Origin of the sequence: Nocardiopsis sediminis (assembly GCF_042650565.1) — a bacterium.
Lineage (GTDB): Bacteria > Actinomycetota > Actinomycetes > Streptosporangiales > Streptosporangiaceae > Nocardiopsis_B > Nocardiopsis_B sediminis.
Window position 1 is genome coordinate 209,652 of the sequence record NZ_JBHSBH010000008.1, and the last position, 15,032, is coordinate 224,683.

The 15,032-nt window shown below is 73.2% G+C and carries 15 protein-coding genes; 8 read left to right on the top strand and 7 right to left on the bottom strand.

Annotated features, from left to right (window positions below; all coding sequences use genetic code 11):
• On the bottom strand, window positions 1-401 hold a 401-nt coding region (locus ACFOVU_RS12685), incomplete at its 3' end, for a LacI family DNA-binding transcriptional regulator (protein ID WP_378533150.1).
• A 219-nt stretch (window positions 402-620) separates the two neighbouring features.
• Between ACFOVU_RS12685 and ACFOVU_RS12690 the strand changes: the two genes are divergently transcribed.
• Window positions 621-1,682, top strand: a complete 1,062-nt coding sequence (locus tag ACFOVU_RS12690) for a hypothetical protein (RefSeq protein ID WP_378533152.1) — start codon at window positions 621-623, stop codon at window positions 1,680-1,682.
• Window positions 1,683-1,695: 13 nt separating this feature from the next.
• Here ACFOVU_RS12690 and ACFOVU_RS12695 read toward each other — a convergent pair whose 3' ends face one another.
• The 3 genes from ACFOVU_RS12695 to ACFOVU_RS12705 form a co-directional block, all read right to left on the bottom strand.
• Window positions 1,696-2,385: a hypothetical protein gene (locus tag ACFOVU_RS12695; protein ID WP_378533154.1), complete on the bottom strand. Its 690-nt coding sequence runs from the start codon at window positions 2,383-2,385 to the stop codon at window positions 1,696-1,698.
• 78 nt (window positions 2,386-2,463) lie between these two features.
• Window positions 2,464-3,222, bottom strand: coding sequence for a MerR family transcriptional regulator (locus tag ACFOVU_RS12700; RefSeq protein WP_378533155.1), 759 nt, complete (start codon window positions 3,220-3,222; stop codon window positions 2,464-2,466).
• A gap of 175 nt (window positions 3,223-3,397) precedes the next feature.
• Window positions 3,398-4,972, bottom strand: coding sequence for an alpha/beta hydrolase (locus ACFOVU_RS12705; RefSeq protein WP_378533157.1), 1,575 nt, complete (start codon window positions 4,970-4,972; stop codon window positions 3,398-3,400).
• 242 nt (window positions 4,973-5,214) lie between these two features.
• On the opposite strand from ACFOVU_RS12705, the gene ACFOVU_RS12710 reads away from it, so the two are divergent.
• Window positions 5,215-5,859 carry a GOLPH3/VPS74 family protein gene (locus ACFOVU_RS12710; RefSeq protein ID WP_378533158.1) on the top strand — a complete coding sequence of 215 codons (645 nt, stop codon included), beginning with the start codon at window positions 5,215-5,217 and terminating at the stop codon, window positions 5,857-5,859.
• A 105-nt stretch (window positions 5,860-5,964) separates the two neighbouring features.
• Here the strand turns inward: ACFOVU_RS12710 and ACFOVU_RS12715 are convergent, their stop codons facing one another.
• From ACFOVU_RS12715 to ACFOVU_RS12725, 3 genes are all read right to left on the bottom strand, one after another.
• Window positions 5,965-6,792: an SAM-dependent methyltransferase gene (locus ACFOVU_RS12715; protein WP_378533159.1), complete on the bottom strand. Its 828-nt coding sequence runs from the start codon at window positions 6,790-6,792 to the stop codon at window positions 5,965-5,967.
• 309 nt (window positions 6,793-7,101) lie between these two features.
• A complete protein-coding gene (locus tag ACFOVU_RS12720; RefSeq protein ID WP_378533160.1) occupies window positions 7,102-7,500 on the bottom strand; it encodes a (R)-mandelonitrile lyase in 399 nt (132 codons plus the stop codon).
• A 258-nt stretch (window positions 7,501-7,758) separates the two neighbouring features.
• The gene (locus ACFOVU_RS12725) at window positions 7,759-8,442 is read right to left on the bottom strand and encodes a GntR family transcriptional regulator (protein WP_378533162.1); all 684 of its coding nucleotides are present in this window, start codon (window positions 8,440-8,442) and stop codon (window positions 7,759-7,761) included.
• 181 nt (window positions 8,443-8,623) lie between these two features.
• On the opposite strand from ACFOVU_RS12725, the gene ACFOVU_RS12730 reads away from it, so the two are divergent.
• The 6 genes from ACFOVU_RS12730 to ACFOVU_RS12755 all read left to right on the top strand — a co-directional run bounded on the left by ACFOVU_RS12730 (window position 8,624) and on the right by ACFOVU_RS12755 (window position 14,908).
• Window positions 8,624-9,532 carry a dihydrodipicolinate synthase family protein gene (locus tag ACFOVU_RS12730; protein WP_378533163.1) on the top strand — a complete coding sequence of 303 codons (909 nt, stop codon included), beginning with the start codon at window positions 8,624-8,626 and terminating at the stop codon, window positions 9,530-9,532.
• Window positions 9,533-9,635: 103 nt separating this feature from the next.
• Window positions 9,636-10,706: an ornithine cyclodeaminase family protein gene (locus ACFOVU_RS12735; RefSeq protein WP_378533165.1), complete on the top strand. Its 1,071-nt coding sequence runs from the start codon at window positions 9,636-9,638 to the stop codon at window positions 10,704-10,706.
• A 136-nt stretch (window positions 10,707-10,842) separates the two neighbouring features.
• A complete protein-coding gene (locus tag ACFOVU_RS12740; protein ID WP_378533167.1) occupies window positions 10,843-11,862 on the top strand; it encodes a proline racemase family protein in 1,020 nt (339 codons plus the stop codon).
• A 28-nt stretch (window positions 11,863-11,890) separates the two neighbouring features.
• Window positions 11,891-13,066, top strand: coding sequence for an NAD(P)/FAD-dependent oxidoreductase (locus ACFOVU_RS12745; RefSeq protein WP_378533169.1), 1,176 nt, complete (start codon window positions 11,891-11,893; stop codon window positions 13,064-13,066).
• Entirely contained in the window at window positions 13,053-13,424 is a 372-nt protein-coding gene (locus tag ACFOVU_RS12750) for a (2Fe-2S)-binding protein (protein WP_378533171.1), read from the top strand. Before ACFOVU_RS12745 ends, ACFOVU_RS12750 begins: the two co-directional genes overlap by 14 nt.
• Complete coding sequence (locus ACFOVU_RS12755; RefSeq protein WP_378533173.1) at window positions 13,421-14,908, top strand: FAD-dependent oxidoreductase; 1,488 nt, start codon at window positions 13,421-13,423, stop codon at window positions 14,906-14,908. The genes ACFOVU_RS12750 and ACFOVU_RS12755 overlap by 4 nt, the downstream gene beginning before the upstream one ends.
• Window positions 14,909-15,032 lie beyond the last annotated feature (124 nt).

The window sequence follows — 15,032 nt, forward strand, 5'->3', positions numbered from 1 at the left end:
GCGTCGCCGCCGGTCCCGGCGGCGCGGCTCGCGCCGGTGAACAGGATCAGGTCCTGGCCCTGCGCGGCGGCCTCCTCCTCGACCCCCACGAGAACGGGGTAGTAGGAGTGCGCCACGTCGGTGGGGAAGGTCGTGCTGAACGTGTAGAGCCCGAGCATGCCGTTGCGCGCCGACGCCAGCCGGGTGGCGACCGGGTCGGGCACGTAGCCCAGGTCCTCGGCGGCGCGCAGCACCCGCCGGCGCGTCTCGGGGGACAGGGCCACGCCGCTGGCCGCGTTGCGGAGCACCAGGGAGACCGTCGCCTGGGAGACGCCCGCCGCCCGGGCGATGTCGGACTGGCGGGGCCGCGCCCGGCGGGCCGGGCCCGGCGTCGTCGGCGGCGGCGCGGCGGTGTCGGACACCAGCGGACTCCTCTGTGCACGGGCTAATGCGGATTAGTGCACGACTTTGGGGTGTGTCCGTGGCGTTCGTCAAGGGTTTCCGGAGGATTTCCCCGACGAAGGCGACAATCACGCATTAATACGTATTAGGCCCTTGACCGACGCATCGTCGCCGGTCAAAGCTCATGACCCGCGATACCCGGACGCGCCGCCCCGGCGCACTCCGCAAGGGAGCCCCTCATGCCCGAGACATCCTCCGAGGTCCCCGCCCCGACACCCGCCGACCCCGCACGCGCGATCGGCCGCCGCACCCTGCTCACCGGAGCAGTGGCGGCCACCGCCGTCGCCGCACTCGGCGAGCTGCCCGCCCCTCCCGCCGCCGCGTCCACGGCCGCCGCGTCCGCGCCGCCCACCGCGGCCGCCGTGCTGCCGGAGTACACGTACCTGCGCAGGGCCCTGGACACCGCGAACCTGGCCTACAACCCCACCGGCGAGTTCATCTTCCCCTGCCTGCGCGGGACCGCGGGGCGCCTGCCCGACGCGCCCGGCCGCTTCCTGCTCTACTACGCCCCCCACGAGCGGCCCGGGGGTATCTGCGTGGCCTACGCCGACACCCCCGAAGGCCCCTACACCGAGCACCCGGGCAACCCGATCGTCGCGCGCGACTGGGCCCCGCACTACTCGGTCAGCCACGTCTCCTCGCCGCACGTCCTGTGGAACGCGCAGGAGCGCGAGATGTGGCTGTACTTCCACGGCGAGAACACCACCACCCGGCTGGCCCGCTCGCGCAACGGCATCGACTTCACCTACGAGGGCGCGGTGCTGACGACGTCGATGCTGCCCGAGGGCACCACCGAGGCCTCCTACGCCCGCGTGTTCGAGCACCCGCTGGCCGACCGGGGCTCCCGCTACGTGATGGTGTTCATGCGCAACGACACCACCGACCGGCGCTCCATCGGCTGGGGGTGGTCGCGCGACGGGATCTCCTTCGACTTCGACCCCGAACCGCTGATCGATCACGCGGCGGTGGGCGCCGACAACGTGTCGGGCGCACACCTGGTGGAACGCAACAACAGCACCTACGTCGCCTACCACACCGGCGAGGGCGACATCCGGCTCACCGAGGTCGGGCGCGACTTCTCCCTGCGCCGCCACCTCGGCACCATTCACCGGCCCCTGGCCGGCCCGCCGGACAACGGCCGCTCGGCCGCGCCCTCCTACAGCGTCCACCAGGGCACGGAGTACATGGTCTACGAGGCGGGCCACCGCCTGGAGGCCACCATCGCCATCGCCCGGGCCTGAGCCGGGCGGGCGGTCACAGGCTCGTCCAGAACGTCTCGATGTCGAGCACCCGGTTGCTCCGCAGCGTCAGGACCCTCTCCACCGCGGCGGCCGCGGCGGCGAGGGTCAGGCTGATGTTGAGCCACGCCGGCAGCGCGATGGGGGAGGTGAAGGAGCCGACGCTGTCGGCGATCTTGGGGATCTCCGTGATCATCTGGAGGGCCTGGGGAGCGGTCAGGGTCAGGTCGACGACCAGGATCGCGATCGCCAGCCAGCCGATCGCCCGGCTCAGCCGGGGATGACGGCGGTGCAGGCCACCGCGCATGTCCTCAAGGGTGCCGGCCACGGGGGCCAGGCGCTGCTCCCGGCCGCCGTCGAGGACCAGGTGCACGCGCCGCACCCCGGACAACGCGAGGTCGACCTCGATCACCCCGCCGGCGACGGGGAACGAGGCCGGCATGTCGGCCGTCGCCTGTTGCACCCCGTCGGCGTAGAGCTCGGCGTGCCCGTCGTCCCTGCGCGCGTCGATCTGGACCGTGTAGGTGACCAGGCCGCCGTCCGGACCGGGGTGCTCGATGGTGTAGAGCGCGCGGATGAGCGCCTCGCGGCGCCTGAACGGCCGCAGGCGCTTCGCCCCCGCCGCCCGGCGCGCGCTCACTCCGCCACCCGGCGGCGGCGCTCCGGCCGCGGATCTGCGCACGCGGTCGCCGGCACGATCGTCCACTGTCTCCTCCGTAGGTCGGGTCCGGCCACGGGCCGGGCGCACGGTGCCCGGTCCGTCGCCGCGCACCTGCGCGGCGGGTCAGGGCACGCGGACCGGACCGGGATCCTTCGCCAGCGCGCGCCCGATGCGCCTGAGGACATCGCGCTGGGCGGGGTTGTACAGGTCGTCCATGGCCGTGGTGAGCGTCTGGGCGGTCCGCCGAGGGCCCTCCGGTGCCAGGGCCTCGGGATCGCGCAGCTCTGGGTGGTCGGCCAGCATGGCTCGGGCGGTGGGCAGCAGCCGGTCCACGAGCTCGCGCCGCATCTCCTCGTCGGCGTCGGCCGGCAGCGCGTCGAACGCCTCGTCGTCGGGGCCGCGCGCAACGTTTTGCAGCGCCTCCGTATAGGCCGCCTGCGCCTCCGGAGCGAACACCCGCGTCATGACCACGGCCAGCGAGCGGTCGGCCTCGTTCAGGTCGGCGTCGGCGGCGGCCAGCGCCATCTCGGGCGGCAGCTCGGGCATCAGCTCGGTCGGGGAGGACCCGTGCAGCACCACCGTCAGATCCGTGCGCATCCGCTCCAGGCGCTCGATGGTGTCGGCCAGCTCGGCGTCGAGGGTCCGCAGCGCCTGCTCCGGGTACTCCTCCGCCTCGTCCATCTCCGCGATCTGGGACAGCGAGAACCCCAGTTCCGACAGCCGCTTGATACGCATCACCTGTACCAGGTGCGCCACCCCGTAGGACTTGTAGCCGTTCGCGCGGCGCTCCGGCTCCTCCAGCAGCCCCACATCGTGGTAGTGGCGCACCGTCCGCAGGGTCGTCCCCGCCAACTCGGCCAGTTTGCTGGTGCTCCACGCCATGACCCGCCCCCTTCTCGGCGTTGCGGCCGATCGCCTCTCCGTAGCGATCATTGCAGACCATGCCGTAACGGCATGGTCAAGCGCTCGCGAGCGGGATCCGGTCGGGTGACCTACCCCACCCTCCCGCGCCCGTCATCAGGGCCGCGCAAGGGTGGGGCGGTCGCCGTGCGGCGGGTCAGATCTCGCACCCGGCGTCGGCGGGCGGCGGGGTGAGGTCGATCAGGTACTCGGCGACGATGTCGTCGACACACGTGTTCCCGGTGACGAGGGAGACGCCGTGCTGAGAGCCCTCCACGGGGAGCAGGTGCCCGCCCAGCTTCTCGGCGAGGCTGATGCCGCCTTCGTGCGGGGTGGCGGGGTCGCGGGTGACCGAGACGACCAGGGGAGCGGGGAGGTCCTCGTCGATGTCGGTGGCGTAGGGGTAGTCGAGGGTCGGCTCGACCGGCCAGGCCTCACACGTATTGCGGGCCTCGACGGGCCGGCCGGTGTCCATGAACGGAGCCACCTCGAAGACCTCGCGCTTCATCGCGGTCTCCTCCTCGGGGGTGTGGCGCTGCTCGTCGAGGCAGTCGATCGCCAGCAGGGCCTCGGAGAAGTTGGTGTAGACGCCGTCGGCGCCGCGCTGGTGGTACTGGTCGCGTGTGACCATCAGGAGGTCACCGCGGCCCTCCCGCACCTGGGCGATGGCGTCCAGGAGCGAGGGCCAGTTCTGCTGGGCGTAGAGCCCGGCGATGACCCCGTCGATGGCGGCGGTGTGGGTCAGCTCGCGCCCGTCCTCGGTGGGCACGGGCTCGTCGAGCAGCGGCTGCATGATCTGCTGGAATTCCTCGGTCGCCCGGTCGGGGTCGGTGCCCAGCGGGCAGTCCGCGCCCTGCTCCTCGGCGCAGAAGGCGGCCATCTCCTCGAACGTGCGCTGGAAGCCCGAGTACTGGACCGCGCGCCGCTCGGCGGTGCCGGTGTCCGGGTCCATCGCGCCGTCGAGGACCAGCGCGCGGACCTTGCCCGGGAAGGTCTCGGCGTAGATCGTGCCCAGCCGGGTGCCGTAGCTGGTTCCGGCGAAGTTCAGCCCCTCGTCGCCCAGCACCGCCCGCAGCACGTCCATGTCGCGCGCCACGTCGCGGGTGCCGATGTTGGCCAGTACGTCGGCGCCCTCGGAGCGTTGCGCGCAGGCCTCGTACACCTGCTGTGTCTCCTCCTCGGTCCAGGAGTCGGCCCCGGAGGACAGCGTGGTGGTCATCACCCCCTCATCGCGCTCGGCGTCGGTGAAGCAGTCCAGGGACGGGGTGGAGGCCCCGACCCCGCGGGGGTCGAACCCGATGAGGTCGAACTCCTCGGTGATCGGGTTGTCGCCCAGCATGTCGGCCACGGCGGTGGCGTAGCCCATCCCGGCGACGCCGGGCCCGCCGGGGTTGAGCAGCAGCGAGCCTTGTGCCTCGCCCTCACCCCGGGCCGGCACCCGCAGCAGCGCGATCTGCGCGGTCCGCCCCTCCGGGTCGTCATAGTCCAGCGGCACCTCCAGCCGGGCGCACTCGAAGCGCTCATCGGCGAAGGTCTCGGCCTGGGTATCGGTGGCGGCGTAGGGCGCGCACGGCTCGAACGCGAGTTGCTGGGTGTAGAAATCCTCCAGCCCCTCCGGTGCTTCGCCGGCCGGCGCGGACGGTTCGGAGGCCGTGGAGGGGGCGCAGCCGGCGAGCGCGGCCAGCACCGTCAGGGCCAGTGAGGATCTGACCAGGGTGGAAGGGGCGTGCAACGTGTGCTCCTTGAGCCGAAGCCGTGACCGGCGACGGCCCCTAGTGGCGAGATGGTCGGACGGGCCACACCCCACACTCGGCCGTCGGGGCACACTCAAGCCGACGTCAATGAGACGTGGGTCACGCGACGCCGGTTGGGTGACGTGGAGGACGCGCCGAGCGGTTTGAGTGTGCCGCCGCGGCATGGTTTCTACTTCTCCAAGAAGCCGCACCCTGATCGACGGCCCATCGCGGAGGAACCATGGACCGGACCCTGCCCCAACGCCTCTACCTGCTCAACTTCGACCTCGACAAGAACAAGCTCGACTCCAACACCGCGCTGGTCCGCGGCCAGCTGATGCGCGGCGCGGCAGTGGCCGAGCTGGCCATCGCCGGGCTGCTCCGCGACCAGGACGGCAAGGTCGTGCGCAGCGCCGAGGCCGCACAGCCGGACGACTCATTCCTCGCCGAGGTACTCGACGCCGCGTCCTCGACCCAGCCGCGCCGCTGGTTCACGGTCGTGGACCGCAACTGGCACCGGGCCGAGGAGGTGGTGCGCGACCAGCTCGAAGAGCAGGGAGCGATCACGGTGGAGCGAGGGCGGGCCCTGGGGATCTTCCCGACCCGCAAGCCCAGCCTCTGCGATCCCGGCCAGGTGGCCGACCTGCGGGAGACCACGAGGACCACGGCGTTCCTCGGCGGCGACCTGGCCGACGTCCCGGTGGAGGACGCGGTGCTGGCCGTGCTCTCCGCCGACGGCGACGTCTGCTGCACGATCTCCCGCAAGGAGCGCCGCGAACACAAGCCCGCACTCACCGCGCTGCGCGAGCACATCGACACCGTCCTGCCCGGATGGCGCAAGGCCGTCGGCCTGTCCATGACGGCCCGCCGCACCGCCGCGGCCTGAAGCGTTCCGTCGGCGGACTCCGCTCCCTCAGCGCAGTCCGCCGGCGTCGGTCCGGGACGGGGGACGGCCACAGAGCCGGGAGCCGCAAGGGAGCTCCGCGGCTGCCTACCCGATCCGGCCGACGCCGCCGAACAGGTACACCTCGAACGGGTCACCCACATCGGTGGTGTCGGGGCGCCAGAGCGAGCAGGACACCACACCCGGATCCAGCAGCTGCGTCCCCGCGAAATACCCTTCGATCTGCTTGCGGCTGCGGGCCGTGATCGGGGTGCCTCCGCGTTCGTTGATCTCCCGCATCGCCTCGCGCATCGGCTCGCCGTGGATCTCCGCGGTCGAATGCGTCAAGACGAGGTAACTGCCACGGGGGAGTGCCGCCACGAGATCGGCGACGGCGGAATAGGACTCCGCGTCATCGACGACGTGGTTGACCACGCCCAGCAGCATCAAACCGATCGGTTCGGCGAAATCGAGCGTCCGGGCGCTCTCGGCGAGAATGGTCCCGGGATCGCGCAGGTCGGCGTGGATATAGTCGGTCGCGCCTTCGGGGGTGCTGGTCAGCAACGCGCGGGCGTGCGCCAGCACGAGCGGGTCGTTGTCCACGTACACGATGCGGGACTGCGGCGCCAGCCGCTGGGCCACCTCGTGCGTATTGTTCATCGTCGGCAGTCCCGTGCCGACATCCAGGAATTGCCGGATTCCCATCTCGTCCACGAGATGGCGGACCGCCCGCACGAGGAAATCCCGCTCGGCCCGCGCCCCGTGGACGATATCGGGGATGCGGGCGAGCACCTCATCGCCCGCGGCGCGGTCGGCGGCGTAGTGGTCCTTCCCGCCCAGCCAGTAATTCCATATCCGGGCGGAATGCGGCACCGACGTATCGATCCGGGAAGAGGCGTCACGGGGGCCGGCAGAGGTGGGGGCGTGCTCGCCCACAGGGAAATCCGCAGTCATTTGGGCGCCAGACTACACGAGATCATTTCGCGCCATTTCACCTCCGGCCGACCGTCGATTCGTCACCGCCCCGGGTGTCGGCCAGGGGCCGGACGGGTCCCCTCGTCCTCGGGCCGCCCCCGGGGACCCTCCGCCCGGCCGTCGTCCGTCCCACCGGCCTCGGCGACATCCGGGTGCGCGTCTGCGTGCCGGGATGCGCCCCGGCGGACGTCGTCGTCACGGCCGAACCGACCCGGGAGGGGTGACCGCGCCCAGCAGGCGCGGATGGACGCCCGATCCGCGCGGCGTCCATCAGACCAGGTACTCCTCGTCGGTGACGTGCTCCAGCCACGTGGTGGTCGCCGCCGGGTCCTCGGCGTTCTCGAGCATCGCCAGGTGCTCCATGAACGAATCGGCGGAGGCGCCGTGCCAGTGCTCCTCATCGGGCGGGCAGTACAGGGTCTGGCCGGCATGGGCCTCGATCTTCGGCCCGCCTCTCGACTGCACCCAGGCGACGCCCTGGGTGATGTGCAGCGTCTGCCCGCGGGCGTGGGTGTGCCAGGCGGTACGGGCTCCGGGCGCGAAGCGCACCTTGGCCACGACCATCCGCTGGCCGTCCTCGCGCGGGAACGCTATCGGGTCCAGCCAGACGTCGCCGGTGAACTGCTCGGGCGGGTTCTTGGCGGTGGCGGTGCGCGGGTCGATACGCACAGGGTGCTCCTAGGTCTGCTCGGGCGGGGTCCGGTGGACACCCGAGCCCGGGGCCGGCATACGGACACCGGAGTTCGGGTTCAGGTGCGCAACGGTCATGCCGCCAACGTTAGGACCGCGTTTCCCCAGGAGGAAGGTACTGCCGGTACCCCGTGTCGCGGCACCGGGCCCCCGGTGCGAGGACCGGTGACCGGTCGCGGCGGGATCGCCGTGCCGCGCCCGCCCGGGGCACGGGTGCACCGGGCGGGGCGCCGGGCGTCAGGACTCCGGGTGGGCCCAGCGGCCGCGGGTCTGGCGGATGTGGGTGAGCATGATCTGCTCGACGGCCTCGGGGTCGCGGCTTTCCAGGGCGTCGACGATGGCGAAGTGCTCCCGCGCGACCTCCTCCAGCTCCCCGTGCTCGAGCAGGGAGGCCAGCCCGAACAGCCGGGTGCGGGCCCGCAGGTCGGAGACGAGGGCGAGGATCCTGCTGTTGTCGGCGTAGGACAGCAGGCGCAGGTGGAAGATGCGGTCGGCCTCGGTGTAGGCGATCAGGTCCCCGGCGGCGGCTCCGTCGACGATGGCCTGGGCGAGCCGCCGCAGCTCCGGGAAGTCCGTGTCGGGGATGAGGCCGGTGACCTGGCGGACGACCGGGGGTTCCAGGAGGAGGCGGACCTGGGTGATCTCGTCGAGGTCGGCCTCCTTGACCTCGGTGACCCGGAAGCCCTTGTTGGGGACGATCTCCACGAGGTCCTCGCGGACGAGGTCGAGCATGGCCTCGCGGACCGGGGTGGCCGAGACGCCGAACTTGGCGCCCAGCGAGGGCGCGGAGTAGACGACCCCGGGCTCCATCTGGCCGGAGACGATGGCGGCGCGCAGCGCACGCGCGATGCGATCCCGTGCCGGGACCTTCTCCACCTGGGCGAAACCGGCGGACGTCATGGGGGTCACCTCGTGTGTCACGGTCTGATGCTATGTGACGTGACACCTGGCCTCGGCGGACCGCGTGGTTTCCGGACGGCCGCCGGCCCCGGTTCCCGCCCCGGCCACCGCCCCGTGAGCACGTGACCCCGGCGAACCCTTGCGGAAATCAGTGCAATGTCACATGATATTGAGTGCCGATCGCAGACTGCCGAGGAGAACGATGACCCTCTCAAGCCGGACGCCGTGGCGCGGCCTCTACACCGCGACCGCCTTGCCGTTCAACGACGACCTGAGCGTCGACTACGACGCCTACGCCGAACACGTGAGGTGGCTGGCCGACAACGGCACCGACGGGGTGTGCCCCTCCGGGTCGCTGGGGGAGTACCAGACCCTGACCGCCGAGGAGCGCGCCCGCGTGGTCGAGGTCGCCGTCGCAGCATCCCCCGACGGATTCGGCGTCATGCCGGGCGTGGCCGCCTACGGCTCCCTCGAAACGGTGCGCTGGATCGAGCAGGCCGCCGAAGCCGGCGCCCGATCGGTGCTCCTGCTCCCGCCCAACGCCTTCCGCGCCGACCGCGGCGCCGTCCTGGCCCACTACCGCGCCGCCGCCAAGGTCGGCCTGCCGATCGTCGCCTACAACAACCCCTACGACACCAAGGTCGACCTGACCCCCGCGCTCCTGGCCGAGCTGCACGCCGAGGGCCTGATCAGCGCCGTCAAGGAGTTCTCCGGCGACGTGCGCCGCGCCTACGAGCTGCGCGAACTGGCCCCGGAACTGGACCTGCTGATCGGCGCCGACGACGTCGTCGTCGAACTCGGCCTGGCCGGCGCGGTCGGGTGGATCGCGGGCTACCCCAACGCCCTGCCCGAGGTCTCCACCCGCCTGTACCGGCTGGCCACCTCCGGCGACGTCGAGGACCTCCGCGAGGCGCTGCCGCTCTACCGCGACCTGCACCCGCTGCTGCGGTGGGACTCGCGCACCGAGTTCGTCCAGGCCATCAAGCTGTCGATGGACATTGCCGGCCGCAAGGGCGGCGCCTGCCGCCCGCCCCGCTCGCCCCTCTCGCTCGAGCACGCCGAGACCGTCCGCCGCGACACCGAGAAGGCCCTGGCCAAGGGCTACCGCTGAGTCGCCGGTGGCGCCCGCAACCCGCCCCCCGGACCCGGGTTCCACCCGCCACCCTGCCACCCGCCGTGCACCGCCACCACCGCCGACCAGCCGAGGAACCGCGTTGAGCCCTACCGCATCGGACCGGCCCGGACCCGGGCCCACCCCGCCGGCGCCCGCCGCCCCGGCCTACCTGGACGCCGCCACCCTGGCGCGCCTCATCGACGCCCCCCGCGCGGTCGACGTGCTGGCCCGCGCGCTGGCCGCCGGCGAGGTCGACCCGGAGGACGACACCCCGCGGCTGTTCGCCCCCGCCCGCGCGGGCGCGGAGTTCCTGATGATGCCCTCAGCGGGGCGCAGCACCGCCGGGGTCAAGGTCCTCACCTTGACACCCGGCAACCCCCGGGCCGGCCACCCCACGGTCCAGGGCCTCTACATTCTCTTCGACGCCGACACCATGGCGCCCGTGGCCCTGGTGGAGGCCGCCGAACTCACCCTCATCCGCACATCGGCCACCACCGTCATGGCCGCCCGCCACCTCCTCGCCGCCAAACGCCACCCCGCCGGCGAGGCCCCGGAACGCCCCACAACCGACCTGCCCACGGCCACCGCCCGGCGGGTCGTGGTGTTCGGCACCGGCCCCCAGGCCCGGCGCCACATCTCCTGCCTCACCGCGGTCCTGGCACCCGAGGACATCGCCGTGGCCGGGCGCCGGCCCGAGGCCGTGGAGGCGGTGGCCGCCCAGGCCCGCGCCGACGGCGCCCCCGCCCGCCCGGCCCGCGGCGACGTCGCCGCCGAGGTGGCAGCGGCCGACCTCGTCATCTGCGTCACCTCCTCACCCACCCCCCTCTTCGACGGCGCCGCGGTCGCCGACGACGCCGTGGTGTGCGCGGTCGGCGTCCACGGCCCCGGTAAACGCGAACTGCCCGCCGACCTCATCCTGCGCTCCGACCTCGTGGTCGAAGGCCGCGCCTCGGCCATGCGCGAATCGGGCAACCTCCTGGCCGCCCGCACCGCACAGCAATGGGCCGAGGACCCGCGCCCCCTCGCCAACCTCGCCGACCTGGCCGCGGGCCGCTTCACCCCCCGGCCCGGGTGCCCCGCGGTCTTCTCCGGCGTGGGCATGGCCTGGGAGGACCTGGTGCTCGTCACCCACGCCCACCACCAGTACCGGCGCAGCCGGCCCGCCCCGTGACCGCCGACGGAGAATCGATGCACGACACCCCGCCCGAGCGGGGCGAAGAACCGCGCGCGGACACCGGCGTGCCGCGCCGGGCCGGTGGAAAACGCACCTGACGGTCTCGGACCGGCACGACCTTCCAAGGAGAGCCATGAGGACAACCCGGGTCATCCACGCCGTTGACTCCCACACCGAGGGCATGCCCACCCGGGTCATCACCGGGGGAGTGGGCGTCTTCCCCGGCGCGACGATGGCCGAGCGGCGCCAGTGGTTCATCGACAACAACGACGACCTGCGCACCCTGCTCATGTACGAACCGCGCGGACACGCCTCGATGTCGGGCAGCATCCTCCAGCCCCCCACCCGCCCCGACGCCGACTACGGGGTGCTGTTCATCGAGGTGTCCGGTCTGCTGCCGATGTGCGGCCACGGCACCATCGGCACCGCGACGGTCCTGGTGGAGACCGGGATGGTCCCCGTCGTCGAACCCGTCACCACCGTGCGCCTGGACACCCCCGCCGGCCTGGTGGTCGCCGAGGTCGCCGTCAGCGACGGCCACGCCGACGCCGTCACGATCTGCAACGTCCCCTCCTTCAGCCTCGCCCTGGACCAGGCCGTCAAGGTCGAGGGCTTCGGCGAGGTCCGCTACGACATCGCCTTCGGCGGCAACTTCTACGCCATCGTCGACCTGGACGACCTCGGCCTGCCCTTCGACCGCGCCGCAGCCCAGCGGCTCAACCAGGCCGGCCTGGCCATCATGGCCGCCATCAACGACCAGGCCCGCCCCCACCACCCCCAGCGCCCCGACATCCACGGCTGCCACCACGTCTACCTCAAGGCACCCGGCTCGACCGCGCGCCACTCCCGCCACGCCATGTCGATCCACCCGGGCTGGTTCGACCGCTCCCCGTGCGGCACCGGCACCAGCGCCCGCATGGCCCAGCTGCACGCACGCGGCGAACTGGACCTGCACACCGACTTCGTCAACGAGTCCTTCATCGGCACCACCTTCACCGGCCGCCTCGTCGACGAAGTCGAGATCCCCGGCGCCGGACCCGATGCGCCCATCCGCGCGGTGGTCCCCACGATCACCGGCCGCGCCTGGGTGACCGGCACCGCCCAGTACATGCTCGACCCCACCGACCCCTTCCCCGCCGGTTTCCTGCTGTGAGAAGGCGACGCGCGACCGTGGGGAGCACATGAGCACACCTGACACGCACAGCGCCGACGTGGTGGTGATCGGCGCCGGAGCCCTGGGCGCCGCCTGCGCCTACTTCCTGGCCCGGGCCGGGTTCGGCGTCCACGTCGTCGAGCGCGGCCGGGTCGCCTCCGGCACCACCAGCGCCTGCGAGGGCAACCTGCTGGTGTCGGACAAGGAAGTGGGGCCCGAACTCGACCTCGCCCTGTACTCCCACCGCGTCTGGCGCGAGGACCTCGCCGAGTTCGGGCACCTGTGGGAGTTCGAGGCCAAGGGCGGCTTCGTTGTCTCCGCCACCGCCCACGGCGCCGCGGGGCTGCGCGAGCTGACCCGGCGCCAGCGCGCCGCCGGGATCGAGGTCACCGACGTGGCCGCCGCGGACATCGGCGCCTACGAACCCCATATCCGCCCCGGGTTGGCCGGGGCCGCCTACTACCCGCAGGACTGCCAGGTCCAGCCGATGCTGCTCGCCGCGCACCTGCTCCGGCTGGCCGAGGGCATGGGCGCCCGGGTCTCCACCGGCGTCACCGTCACCGGGTTCCGGCGCCGCGGCGAACGGGTGGTGGGGGTGCGCACCGACCAGGGCACCATCGCCTGCGGCCAGGTGGTCAACGCGGCCGGGACTTGGGCCGGCCACATCGCCGAGCTGGCCGGGGTGGCGGTGCCGATCCTGCCGCGCCGCGGCTTCGTGCTGGTCACCGAGCCCCTGCCGCCCACCATCAACCGCAAGGTCTACGCCGGCGAGTACGTGGCCTCCACGCTCTCCTCCGACGAGGGCCTCCAGACCTCCACCGTGATCGAGGGGACCCGCGCGGGCACCGTGCTCATCGGCTCCTCGCGCGAGCGGGTCGGGTTCGACCGCACCGTCTCGCTCCCCGCCCTGAGCGAGATCGCCGGCAAGGCGCTCGCGCTGTTCCCGTCCCTGGCACAGGTGAAGATCATGCGCTCCTACCTGGGCTTCCGCCCCTACTGCCCCGACCACCTCCCGGTGATCGGCCACGACCCGCGCGCCCCGGGCCTGTGGCACGCCAGCGGGCACGAGGGCGCCGGGATCGGGCTGTCGGTGGGGTCGGCCAAGCTCCTCGCCCAGGCGATGGCCGGCGACGCACCCGACCTGGACCCGGCCCCCTTCGCACCGGAGCGCTTCTCGGAGGTGACACCGCATGTCCCCCACTGACCGCCCGCGACCGGGCGACCACCGCGACCCGGCCACGCCGGGCGCCGACCGCGCGCAGGCCGCGCCGCCCGCCCTGGAGCTCACCTTCGAGGGCCGGCGCATCCCGGCGCACCCGGGGCAGAGCGTCGGCGCCGCCCTGGTGGAGGAAGGGGTGCGCTCCTGGCGCAGCACCCGCCACCAGGGCCGTCCCCGCGGCCTCTTCTGCGGTATCGGCGTCTGCTACGACTGCCTGATCACAGTGGACGGCGTCCCCGGCCAGCGGGCATGCCTGGTGCCGGCCGAGGACGGCATGGTGCTGGGACCCGGCGAGCCCACCCGGGCGGCCCCCGCCGACGACACGAAGGGAGGGGACCGATGAGCGACCTGTTCGACGTGGCCGTGGTCGGTGCGGGACCCGCAGGCCTGGCCGCGGCCACCGCCGCGGCCGACCGCGGCAGGACGGTCGTCTGCGTCGACGCCGGGGTGCAGCCCGGCGGCCAGTACTGGCGCCACCCCGACGAGCGGTGGCCGCGGGGCGACGAGGCCAAGGGCCACCACGACTGGCGGCGCTTCACTGGCCTGCGCCGACGCTTCAACGGCCACCGCGACCGCGGCCGCATCACCCATGTGGGCTCCCACCAGGTGTGGTTCATCGAGCGCCGCTCGCCCGGCGACGACTCCCGCGTCCTGCACCTGACGCCCACGACCTCGGTGGCACCGCCGGCCGCCCCCGCGACCGTGGCCGCGCGCACCCTGGTGCTGTGCCCGGGCGGATACGACCGGCAGCTGCCGGTGCCCGGGTGGGACCTGCCCGGTGCCATGGCTGCCGGGGGCGTGCAGGCGCTGCTGAAGGGGCACCGGACCCTGGCCGGGCGCCGCGCCGTGGTCGCCGGCACCGGTCCGTTCCTGCTGCCGGTGGCCCGGCAGCTGGCCGAGGCCGGCGCCCGGGTGCTGGCGGTGTGCGAGGCCAATAGCGTCACGGGCTGGGCCCGCCACCCCACGGCGGTCGCGCAGGTGCCGGCCAAGGCCGTCGAGGCCGCCGGCTACGCGGCGGCGCTCGCCCGGCACCGGATCCCCTACCGCACGCGCACCGCCGTGTCGCGCATCCTGCCCGATGCGGCGGGCGAGGGGGTCGGCGGCGTCCGGCTGGCCCGCCTGGACCAACGGGGCAGCATCGTGCGGGAGCTGGAGACCCTCACGGTCGACCTGGTCGCGCTGGGGTGGGGGTTCACGCCCTCCCTGGAGCTGGTCACGGCGGTGGGGGCGCGCACGCGCATCGACGCCGACCGCTCCCTGGTGGCGGTGGTGGACGCCGACCAGCGCAGCAGCGTCGCCGGGGTGTACGTGGCCGGGGAGGCGACCGGGGTGGGCGGCGCCCTGCTGGCCGTCGCCGAGGGCGAGCTCGCCGGCGCCGCGGCAGCGGGGGAGACCGGCGCCCCGGAGGCCGGGCGCGGGACGGCGGCGCTGCGGCGCCGGGTCCGCCGCCTGCGCCGCTTCGCCGTCGCCATGCACCTGGCCCACCCGGTCCCGCCGCTGTGGCACGAGTGGCTGACCGACGAGACCACGCTGTGCCGGTGCGAGGAGGTCGACTACGGCACGGTGCGCCGGGCGCGCGAGGAGCTGCACGCCGGCGACATGCGCACCGTCAAGCTGATGGCGCGCCCCGGGATGGGCTGGTGCCAGGGGCGCGTGTGCGGGTTCGCGTCGGCCTGTGTCGCGGCGGCGGGGGAGGGGCGCGAGCCGAGCGCCGAGGACCTGCGGCCGGCGGCCAGGCAGCCGCTGGGCGCTCCGGTCACCTTGCAGCGGCTGGCCGAGGCGGGGCAGCCGGGAACGGGCGGCGGGGACCGGGACGCCCCGCTGTAGCTTCCAGCGAAGTACGAGCCGGACTGGAAAGACCAGAAGCGGCCGCCCCACAGATATGTCGTACGCCTTGCGTAACAGCCGGGTGGAGACGCCATTGAGGGAGTTGACCAGCTTGGAGATTTTA